The sequence below is a fragment of the Arenibacter certesii DSM 19833 genome (genome assembly GCF_000429545.1).
Classification (GTDB): domain Bacteria; phylum Bacteroidota; class Bacteroidia; order Flavobacteriales; family Flavobacteriaceae; genus Arenibacter; species Arenibacter certesii.
The window spans coordinates 91,700-102,004 of sequence record NZ_AUCB01000019.1; the positions used below are offsets into that span (position 1 = coordinate 91,700).

Consider the following 10,305-nt stretch of genomic DNA (forward strand, 5'->3'; position numbering starts at 1 on the left):
AAGGCTGGTTTAGAAAGAGGTAAATGTTGATACTCCAGTTCTATTTGATAAGTATATAAGTAGCGTAATCATGAATGTATTTATAATAGGGGTAGGATTAATCGGAGGCTCTTTTGCAAGAGATATAAAAAGGACACAACCCAATGTTCGCATCTTTGGGGTGGATGCCAATCCTAATCATTTGGAAGAAGCACTTTCTCTTTCCATAATTGATGAGAAGGCTGATTATAGTTTGCTTCCCCAAGCAGATCTTGTAATTGTTTGTATTCCTGTTGATGTTATGGTGCGAGAGCTGCCACTTATTTTGGATGCTGTTAATGATGAAGCAGTTGTAATGGATGCGGGATCAACGAAATCATTGATCTGCAAAACTTTGGTCAACCATGATAAAAGACGTAATTTTTTAGCTTGTCACCCCATTGCGGGAACTGAATTCTCTGGACCCTCTGCGGCAATTGAAGGTTTGTACAAAGGCAAAACAAATATTATTTGTGAGATAGAGAAGACAGCATTCAAATTACAGGAGCGTGCATTGGATCTGTTTCAGCAGTTGGGAATGAGAATTAGATATATGAATCCTGAGGCGCATGATAAACATATTGCTTATGTTTCCCATTTATCACATATAAGCTCTTTTATGTTAGGAAAGACGGTTATAGATAAAGAAAGAAATGAACGTGATATTTTTGACATGGCGGGAAGTGGATTTGAGAGTACTGTGCGGTTGGCAAAAAGCTCGCCGGCAATGTGGACACCAATTTTTAAACAGAACAAGGAGAATGTTATTGAGACCCTAGGCGAATATATAGGGAACCTTGAAACTTTTAAGCAAATGCTGGAAGCAGACGATTATGAAGGCATATATGACGAAATGAACAATACCAATAAAATAAAGGGAATATTAAACGGAATACCACTTAATAAATAATGAGTATAGAAATGGAAAATTCAAAACAAATGAGAACTTGGTTGGACGATATGAAATTGGACCATCCATTAGTGATTGCCGGACCATGTAGTGCGGAGACAGAAGAGCAGGTAATGCGAATTGCAAATGAGTTAAAGGATACCGATGTTAATTACTATAGGGCTGGAATCTGGAAGCCAAGGACTAGACCTGGTATGTTTGAAGGGGTAGGCGCATTAGGATTAAAATGGTTGCAGAAGGTAAAAAAAGAAACTGGATTAAAAACGGCTACCGAAGTGGCTAACAGAGCACATGTAGAATTGGCTTTGGAGCATGATATAGATTTACTTTGGATTGGGGCACGCTCTACAGTAAGTCCATTTATCGTTCAGGAAATTGCAGATGCTTTGGAAGGAACCGATAAGATAGTATTGATTAAAAACCCTGTAAACCCAGATTTAGCATTGTGGTTAGGTGCTGTAGAGCGTTTGCATACTGCTAATATTAAAAATTTAGGGGTAATTCATAGAGGGTTTTCTACTTATGAGAAATCTAAGTATAGAAATATCCCGGAATGGCAAATGGCTATTGAACTACAGACCAAATTTCCAGATCTGCCAATAATCAACGATCCTTCCCATATTACGGGTAATAGAGATATGATTTTTGATGTTTCTCAAACCGCATTAGACCTTAATTTTGATGGATTGATGATTGAAACTCACTATGATCCGGATAATGCTTGGAGTGATGCTGCCCAGCAAGTTACCCCTGAGAAATTGATCCAGATTATGAGGGATCTTAAAATTAGAAAAGAATCCAACGAGGAGATGGAATACACAAATAACCTGAATAATCTAAGAGCTCAGATAGACATAATAGATAATCAGGTGATTGATATTCTTGGAAAAAGAATGAAGATTTCCGATAGCATCGGAGCCTTGAAAAAGCAAAAGAACGTTGCCGTATTACAAAGTAATAGATGGAATGCTATTTTAGGGAATATGATCTTGGAAGGAGAAGCTAGAGGATTGAGCGAAGAATTTATTCTAAAAATGTTTAAAGCAATCCACCAAGAATCCATTAACCATCAGGAAAAGATTATTAATGGGTAAGATGTTGATTAAAAAAATATTGAAAAATAAAACCCGCTTTACGCGGGTTTTATTTTTCAATGGTACTGGTCTAAAAGAGGGAGACCGCAAATTGGTTTAACGTCAGCCTTAAAAGGAGCGCTGAACTTTAACTGTTAAAAAGAATAGGTTTTACAGCTGATGAGGAAGGAGTCCTGAATCCAATGAAAAGTTAAAATTTTCCTTAATCAAGTGTAACAAACTAGGTTTTGCCCCATCTTTATTGAAAATATTAAGAACAATAACCGTCTAGATTAACTTCTATGACGGATAAAAAGAACAATATGAAAGTGAAAAATATAGTTGCTCTAGGAGCGTTATTGCTATCCTTTACAATGATGTCCCAGCAGACATCTGAGAGGGCCGTTGGTGATTTTAATGAAATAAAAGTGTACGATTTAATTGAGGTGAACCTCATTAAATCTAATGAGAATAAAGTGCTGGTTAAAGGTGATAACGTGGACGATTTACAGGTGGTCAACAGAAATGGGACGCTTAGAATAAAAATGGCATTGAATAAGAAATTCCATGGGGAGAATACCTTTGTTGAGGTATATTTTAAAGAAATAGATCTGATCGATGCCAATGAAGGGGCGAAAATTACGGTAAATGAAACCTTAACTCAAAATTCCATAACCTTAAAGGCACAGGAAGGCGCGCAGATTAAAGTGGGATTAGACGTTAGAAGAGTAGACTCAAGATCGGTAACTGGTGGAATTATAGAAGCTTCGGGCACAACGAAAAACCTAAATGTTGTACTCACTACTGGGGGTATATTTGGAGGTAAGTCGTTGCAAAGCGAGGATGCTAACGTTAAAATCACCGCTGCAGGGGAGGCAGAAGTGTATGCTTCCGAAATAGTGGATGTACACATGAGAATAGGTGGTGATGTTCTTATTTACGGTAACCCAAAGGAAGTAAAGCAGAATACTTTTGCTGGGGGAAGAGTAAAAGTGATGAACTAAACTAACTTAAAAATCATAAAGGAACTAGGCTTATGTGCTAAATCCTTTTTGAAATTATAAGAAATAAAACCCCAAGAAATTGGGGTTTTTAATTTTGTACGTAATGCGTTTTCAAAGGAGGTTTTACAGCTTATTTCCACAGAGAAGAGATAGAAGTTTTACGGGTTTAACCATTATGGTAATTTGGGATACAGCTTAATAATCTTTTTAAGAATTCACAAGGATAAGGTATTTTAGATTTAAGGTGTTGATCGTTGCACTGTAACCCGTGGTTTTGTTAAACTAAAGTTGTTTCTTTGCAAATATAAAGACGAATGAATTCATGAAGGGAACCGTTTACAAATCTACTGGCAGCTGGTATACCGTAAAGACCAAAGAGGGGGTGTTCTATAACTGTAGGATTAAAGGAAGATTCCGGCTTAAGGGAATAAAGAGTACCAACCCTATTGCAGTAGGAGATGTGGTGATTTTTGATGAGGACCCTTCTTCTGAAGAGGCGCAAGGGGTAATTACGGACATACAGGATCGTAAGAACTATATAATTAGGAAATCGGTTAATCTTTCCAAGCAGACCCATATTATTGCGAGTAATTTAGATCAGGTCTTCTTAATTGTGACGCTTAATAATCCCACTACTTTTACGACTTTTATAGATCGATTTTTGGTTACGGCAGAGGCTTATAATATCCCTGCAATTTTACTTTTCAATAAGATTGACACCTATAATTCTGAAGAGCTCGATGAGATTAGATACTTGGCATCGCTGTATAGGGTAATAGGATATAAGTGTATTGGGATATCTGCTGCTACCGGTAAAAATGTAGATCAGGTTAAAGAATTGATGTTAGGTAAGACCAGTATGTTCTCTGGGCACTCTGGGGTAGGTAAATCTACGTTGGTTAATGCTATTGAGCCAGAGTTGAACCTAAAGACCAAAGATATATCTGTTCAGCATTTGCAAGGGCAACATACCACTACATTTGCAGAGATGTTTGATCTAAATATAGGGGCGCAAATAATAGATACTCCAGGGATTAAAGGTTTTGGGATTGTTGATATGGAGAAGGAAGAGATAGGTGGTTATTTTCCAGAATTTTTTAAACTTCAAGGCGAATGTAAGTTTAATAATTGTTTGCATGTAGATGAGCCACAATGTGCCGTGAAGGAAGCCTTAGATAAGGATCTGGTGGCGTGGAGCAGGTATAGGAGCTATTTGCAGATGATCTCGGGAGAGGAGGAGAATTACAGAACAGATGTTTACGGAGAGAAAAAATGAGGGCAGTAATACAAAGGGTAGCTCAAGCCAGTGTTACCGTAGACGGAGAATTAATATCAGAGATTTCTAATGGGCTTTTAGTGCTTTTGGGAATTGAGGAAGCAGATGGGGAGGAAGATATTGTTTGGCTTTCCAAGAAAATAGTAAACTTACGGATTTTTAATGATGCAGAAGGAATTATGAACCAATCCTTACTGCAGCAAGATGGAGAATTGATAGTGGTGAGTCAGTTTACTCTTCATGCCGCTACTAAAAAGGGGAATAGGCCTAGTTATCTTAAGGCGGCCAAACCCGATACGGCTATCCCATTATATGAGCGTTTTATAGCTCAAATAGAAAAAGACCTTGGAAAGAAAGTAGGGGCGGGAGTTTTTGGTGCAGACATGAAAGTAGCTTTGTTAAACGATGGGCCGGTGACCATTCAGATAGATACAAAGAACAAGGAATAGGGAGCTGCAATTATGGTCGGGGAATAAATGAGAAAGTGGTTTTAGTAAAAAATGCTAAATAATGAATATAAAAGACGCACAGTTAGCGGTAGACGATTGGATTAAGGCCCATGGGGTCCGATATTTTAATGAGCTTACCAATATGGCCCAACTCACCGAAGAGGTCGGAGAAGTGGCCCGTATCATCGCAAGGAGGTATGGAGAGCAAAGCGAAAAAGAATCGGATAAGGATAAAGATCTCGGGGAAGAATTGGCAGACGTGCTTTTTGTGGTGTTGTGTTTGGCAAATCAAACGGGCATTAATCTTCAGGAATCTTTTGATAAAAAATTGGATCTAAAAGCAGCAAGAGATCACGATCGTCATCACAGCAATAAAAAGCTGAAATAATAGTATATTTGTAGCTTGTGCTTTTTAAGCATAGTCAAAGAACGAGAAAATTAATACTATTATAAATCCCATAGAATTTGAAACTACATTTATCTGCCCCGTCCAATTCATTGCTAAAAGCTACAGTAAAAATAACGGGATCTAAAAGTGAATCTAATCGGTTATTGCTTTTACAAGCTCTTTATCCCACTATCGCTATAGAGAATCTTTCTAATTCGGATGATGCCGATGTAATGGAAAAAGGTTTACAGATAGAAAATGGGATTGTAGATATTCACCATGCCGGTACCGCCATGCGATTTTTAACCGCCTATTTTGCATCACAAGAGAATAAAGAAGTGATATTAACTGGCTCTAAACGTATGACAGAACGGCCAATAAAAGTTTTGGTAGATGCTTTAAAAGAGTTAGGAGCAGATATTAGTTATGAAAATAATGAGGGTTACCCCCCAATAAAAGTTAAAGGAAAAAAATTAGTAAAAAACAAGGTAAGTCTACCTGCGAATATAAGTAGCCAATATATATCAGCATTGTTGTTGATTGCTCCCAATCTAGAAAACGGACTGGAGTTGGAACTGATAGGGGAAATTACTTCCGTGCCATATATTAAAATGACCTTGGGACTCCTTTCCCAGATTGGAGTTGAAAGTTCCTTTGAGGGTAATACCATTAAGGTGCTTCCGCAAGAAACAGTTCCGAGTAGCACGCAAGTGGTTGAGTCAGATTGGAGTTCTGCGTCTTATTTCTACAGTATTGTTTCGCTTTGTGATGTAGGAACAGAACTAACCTTGTCTTCTTATAACAAAAATAGCCTGCAAGGGGATAGTGTGCTAGCGGAAATTTATAAAGATTTTGGTGTAGAAACCAGCTATGGAGAGCATGAAGTGTTGCTTCGTAAAATAGCATCAGAAACCAACAAAGAAATTGAAATAGATCTTGCCAACGCTCCGGATATTGCGCAAACTATAGTGGTAAGCTGTTTTGGTCTGGGAATTGGATGTCATCTAACAGGTCTGCATACCCTTAAAATTAAGGAAACCGATAGGTTGGAAGCTTTAAAGACCGAGTTGGGCAAATTGGGGGCGCCAATTTACGTTACCGACAAGTCCTTGACTCTTAAGCCATCAGATCAAATAAATAAAGATGTCGCCATTGATACTTATAATGACCATAGAATGGCTATGGCATTTGCGCCTTTGGCACTGAAAACCTCCCTGTTTATAAATGATGCGGAGGTAGTTTCTAAATCTTACCCCGATTTTTGGAAAGATTTGGAAAGCTTAAAATTTCAAGTAAAAAATAGCTGATTATTATTTAAATGCCGATTTACTTGACAACCCCTATGTCAACATCGTATATTTGCAACCGCAAAAAGTTTAACTTTAAATAAGGTAAATACTAAATGAAATTATCGCACTTCAATTTTGAACTTCCAGATGAATTATTGGCTGAGTACCCTGCAGAGAATAGGGACGAGTCCAAATTAATGGTAGTACACAGAGAAACTGGTAAAATAGAACACAAGCTGTTTAAAGACCTAATAGATTACTTTGATGAGGGCGATGTAATGGTGCTCAATAACACTAAAGTATTTCCAGCGAGATTATACGGTAACAAAGAAAAAACTGGAGCTAGGATAGAAGTTTTTCTATTGCGAGAACTAAATGAGGAGCAAAGGCTGTGGGACGTTTTAGTAGATCCGGCGCGTAAAATAAGGATAGGTAATAAGCTGTATTTTGGAGAAGATGAGTCTTTGGTTGCGGAGGTAATCGATAATACTACCTCTAGAGGACGTACATTGCGATTCTTATATGATGGTTCCTATTTTGACTTTAGAAGAAAATTAAAGGAATTGGGTGAAACCCCATTGCCAAAATATATTAAGAGAATGGTGGAGCCAGAGGATGCAAAGCGATACCAGACCATTTATGCTAAGCATGAGGGAGCTGTAGCGGCACCAACTGCAGGACTGCATTTCTCCAAGCATTTGTTGAAAAGATTAGAAATTAAAGGTATAGATTTTGCTGAGCTGACCCTACATGTAGGCTTGGGAACGTTTAACCCAGTAGAGGTAGAAGATCTTTCTAAACATAAAATGGATAGCGAAGAGCTAGTTATAGATGAAAAGGCTACCGAAATCGTAAACAACGCTAAACTTGAAAAACGTAGAATTTGTGCAGTAGGTACTACCGCCATGCGAGGATTGGAAAGTGCTGTTTCTACGCAACATACCCTAAACACTTTTAATGGCTGGACTAACAAATTTGTTTTTCCACCTTACGATTTTAGTATTGCAAATGCGATGGTAACCAATTTTCACTTGCCAAAATCAACACTTTTAATGATGGTGTCTGCCTTTATGGGGCACGACCTTATGAAAGAAGCATATAAAGAGGCTATTGCTGAAGGATATAAGTTTTATTCTTATGGGGATGCCATGCTAATTATATAATAGGCATTACAATTATTTGGAATCCCGTCCTAATGCAGAATAATCTGGATTGACGGGATTCTTTTATTTAATCAATTACCTTTGTGCCGTGGAAATAGCAAAGAACAAAAGAGATATAAGAGCGTTTACCAAAGAACAGCTTCGCGAATTCTTTACATCGCAAGGGGATCAACCCTTTAGGGGGAATCAGGTCTATGAATGGCTTTGGCAAAAATCGGCGCATAGTTTTGAGGATATGACCAATATATCCAAAGAAACCAGACAGATGCTGAAAGATAATTTTGTGATCAATCACATTAAGGTAGATCAGATGCAGCGTAGCAGCGATGGCACCATTAAAAATGCCGTTCGTCTTCACGATGACCTTATAGTAGAGTCGGTATTGATTCCTACCAAAACAAGGACTACTGCCTGTGTATCCAGTCAGGTGGGATGCAGTTTGGACTGTAGGTTCTGTGCTACCTCTCGTCTTAAACGCATGAGAAACCTTAATCCAGATGAAATCTACGATCAAGTTGTGGCCATTGACAATGAAAGTAGATTGTACTTTGATAGGCCTTTGACCAATATCGTTTTTATGGGGATGGGCGAGCCTTTAATGAACTATAACAATGTACTAAAGGCTATAGATAAAATAACTTCCCCAGAAGGATTAGGGATGTCTCCCAAGAGAATAACGGTATCTACTTCTGGAGTGCCTAAAATGATTAGGAAAATGGCAGATGAAGAGGTCAAATTTAATTTGGCCGTATCATTGCACTCTGCTATAGATGAGATAAGAACATCCATAATGCCATTTAATGCCACCTTTACACTAACTGATCTTCGTGCAGCATTGGAATACTGGTATCAGAAAACCAAAAGTAGGGTTACTTATGAGTATGTAGTGTGGGAAGGAATTAACGATAAACAAAAGGATGTAGATGCCTTGGTGGAGTTCTGCAGATTTGCCCCTTCAAAAGTTAATCTAATAGAGTATAACCCTATTGATGATGGTGATTTTAGACAAGCTAATGGCAATGCTATTGATATGTATGTGAATACCTTAGAGAGAAATGGTATTACAGTTACCGTTCGGAGGTCTCGCGGGAAGGATATAGATGCAGCCTGTGGGCAATTGGCCAATAAATCGTAAGGGATAAAGGTATTCTTGGAATGTGGTTTTGAAATTTGATCATCGAAGACTGATTAATGTTCTATTATTGGTAAAGGACTACCTTTTGCTATTTTTTTTCCCTAATTTTACACTATAGAATCACCAAAAAATATTAGCCCTATCTACCCTTTGAAAATTGTATCCCAGATAAAGGAACCGATAAATATGGAAATGGAACTTTTCGAAAAAAAGTTCTATGAATCCATGTCCTCTAAAGTGGCATTGCTAAATAGGATTACCTATTATATTGTTAACCGTAAGGGAAAGCAAATGCGGCCCATGTTTGTATTCCTAACCGCAAAGATGCTTAACAGTGGTGAGGTAAATGAAAGGACTTATAGGGGAGCAGCGGTTATAGAATTGATCCATACTGCTACTCTTGTCCATGATGATGTGGTGGATGATAGTAATAAGCGAAGAGGTTTTTTCTCTATAAATGCCTTGTGGAAAAATAAGATTGCCGTATTGGTAGGAGATTACCTTCTTTCCAAAGGGTTGTTGCTTTCTATAGACCATGGGGATTTTGATTTATTGAGGATTATCTCTGTCGCCGTTCGTGAAATGAGCGAAGGAGAACTGCTGCAGATAGAAAAGGCAAGAAGGCTAGATATTACCGAAGAAATTTACTACGAGATCATTAGGCAAAAAACAGCGACCCTTATTGCCGCATGTTGCAGTTTAGGGGCATGCGCAGTAAAGCCCGATTCCACAGATGTGGAGACTTTTAGGAAATTTGGAGAACTTATTGGAATGGCCTTCCAAATTAAGGACGACTTGTTCGATTATGGCGAAGAGCGCATAGGAAAGCCTACAGGTATCGATATTAAAGAGCAGAAAATGACACTGCCCCTAATTTATGTGCTTAATAATTGTTCCAAGGAAGAAAGGAAATGGCTGATCAATTCCGTTAAAAATCACAATAAGGACAAGAAACGAGTGAAAAAGGTGATCACTTTTGTGAAAGAAAATGGTGGTTTGGATTACGCCGTAGAGAAGATGCTTGCCTATAAGGAAGAGGCATTGGCCTTATTGGAATCCTATCCTGAATCTGACTATAAAAATTCACTGATCTTGATGGTGAATTATGTGGTAGATCGAAAAAAATAAATCATAATATTTTCATTTTAAGAATCATTTTTCAAGACCAATCGGATTTTCTCTTTGGTATAACCTTGTTGTTGTAACACTTCAGTAAATTCGTCTTCAAAATAGGTTTTTTTACAGTGAGAGCAGCTAATAAGGCGCATTCAGAATTGACGCAACTGCTTGTTTATCAGGTATTTAATTCGTATATTTAGATATAATAAAACCCCGAAAACGAGTCTCTAGCTCAAAAAACGGGGTTTTTATCTTAATGTCTATGTCCAAGATACGAAGAATCCACGATTTCCAGCACAGTTTTACATTTTCCTCCCAGACCGAAGAGTTCGATGCGTTTTACGCCCGGTTTCTCGAAAGCGATCTTGGCAAGATCTATATCGCCATCCCTTGGGACGAACTGGTAGCGGCCCTTGGTCTGAAGGAAGCCAAAAAGGGCCCAAGGTGCATCTTCTGCGCCAAGGGCAAACTTGCCCTTATG

At 38.2% G+C, this 10,305-nt stretch carries 11 protein-coding genes; all 11 read left to right on the forward strand.

Annotated elements, in window-relative coordinates:
* The first annotated feature begins 70 nt into the window (after positions 1–70).
* Positions 71–928 carry a prephenate dehydrogenase gene (locus G466_RS0111415; protein WP_026813787.1) on the forward strand — a complete coding sequence of 286 codons (858 nt, stop codon included), beginning with the start codon at positions 71–73 and terminating at the stop codon, positions 926–928.
* A gap of 11 nt (positions 929–939) precedes the next feature.
* Positions 940–2,022, forward strand: coding sequence for a bifunctional 3-deoxy-7-phosphoheptulonate synthase/chorismate mutase type II (locus tag G466_RS0111420; RefSeq protein WP_026813788.1), 1,083 nt, complete (start codon positions 940–942; stop codon positions 2,020–2,022).
* A 302-nt stretch (positions 2,023–2,324) separates the two neighbouring features.
* The gene (locus G466_RS0111430) at positions 2,325–3,005 is read left to right on the forward strand and encodes a head GIN domain-containing protein (RefSeq protein WP_205622029.1); all 681 of its coding nucleotides are present in this window, start codon (positions 2,325–2,327) and stop codon (positions 3,003–3,005) included.
* 322 nt (positions 3,006–3,327) lie between these two features.
* On the forward strand, positions 3,328–4,281 hold the full coding sequence (rsgA, locus tag G466_RS0111435; protein ID WP_026813790.1) for a ribosome small subunit-dependent GTPase A: 954 nt from the start codon (positions 3,328–3,330) through the stop codon (positions 4,279–4,281).
* Positions 4,278–4,730: a D-aminoacyl-tRNA deacylase gene (gene dtd, locus G466_RS0111440; RefSeq protein WP_026813791.1), complete on the forward strand. Its 453-nt coding sequence runs from the start codon at positions 4,278–4,280 to the stop codon at positions 4,728–4,730. Before rsgA ends, dtd begins: the two co-directional genes overlap by 4 nt.
* Positions 4,731–4,791: 61 nt before the next feature.
* Positions 4,792–5,118 (forward strand): nucleotide pyrophosphohydrolase, encoded by a 327-nt coding sequence (locus G466_RS0111445; RefSeq protein WP_026813792.1) that lies wholly within the window; start codon positions 4,792–4,794, stop codon positions 5,116–5,118.
* A 77-nt stretch (positions 5,119–5,195) separates the two neighbouring features.
* Positions 5,196–6,425 (forward strand): 3-phosphoshikimate 1-carboxyvinyltransferase, encoded by a 1,230-nt coding sequence (locus G466_RS0111450; RefSeq protein ID WP_026813793.1) that lies wholly within the window; start codon positions 5,196–5,198, stop codon positions 6,423–6,425.
* A 95-nt stretch (positions 6,426–6,520) separates the two neighbouring features.
* Complete coding sequence (gene queA / locus G466_RS0111455) at positions 6,521–7,570, forward strand: tRNA preQ1(34) S-adenosylmethionine ribosyltransferase-isomerase QueA (RefSeq protein WP_026813794.1); 1,050 nt, start codon at positions 6,521–6,523, stop codon at positions 7,568–7,570.
* Between the two features lie 94 nt (positions 7,571–7,664).
* Positions 7,665–8,705, forward strand: a complete 1,041-nt coding sequence (gene rlmN / locus G466_RS0111460) for a 23S rRNA (adenine(2503)-C(2))-methyltransferase RlmN (protein ID WP_189356693.1) — start codon at positions 7,665–7,667, stop codon at positions 8,703–8,705.
* A gap of 150 nt (positions 8,706–8,855) precedes the next feature.
* A complete protein-coding gene (locus tag G466_RS0111465) occupies positions 8,856–9,833 on the forward strand; it encodes a polyprenyl synthetase family protein (RefSeq protein ID WP_026813796.1) in 978 nt (325 codons plus the stop codon).
* 253 nt (positions 9,834–10,086) lie between these two features.
* Positions 10,087–10,305 (forward strand): hypothetical protein (locus tag G466_RS23890; RefSeq protein WP_157373859.1); only part of this gene is annotated, 219 nt, incomplete at its 3' end.

Excerpts from the sequence above, each read along its gene's own strand:
- queA (WP_026813794.1), top strand. The coding sequence starts at position 6,521 with ATGAAATTATCGCACTTCAATTTTGAACTTCCAGATGAATTATTGGCT.
- G466_RS0111415 (WP_026813787.1), top strand. The coding sequence starts at position 71 with ATGAATGTATTTATAATAGGGGTAGGATTAATCGGAGGCTCTTTTGCA.
- rsgA (WP_026813790.1), top strand. The coding sequence starts at position 3,328 with ATGAAGGGAACCGTTTACAAATCTACTGGCAGCTGGTATACCGTAAAG.
- dtd (WP_026813791.1), top strand. The coding sequence starts at position 4,278 with ATGAGGGCAGTAATACAAAGGGTAGCTCAAGCCAGTGTTACCGTAGAC.
- G466_RS0111420 (WP_026813788.1), top strand. The coding sequence starts at position 940 with ATGGAAAATTCAAAACAAATGAGAACTTGGTTGGACGATATGAAATTG.
- G466_RS0111430 (WP_205622029.1), top strand. The coding sequence starts at position 2,325 with ATGAAAGTGAAAAATATAGTTGCTCTAGGAGCGTTATTGCTATCCTTT.
- G466_RS0111445 (WP_026813792.1), top strand. The coding sequence starts at position 4,792 with ATGAATATAAAAGACGCACAGTTAGCGGTAGACGATTGGATTAAGGCC.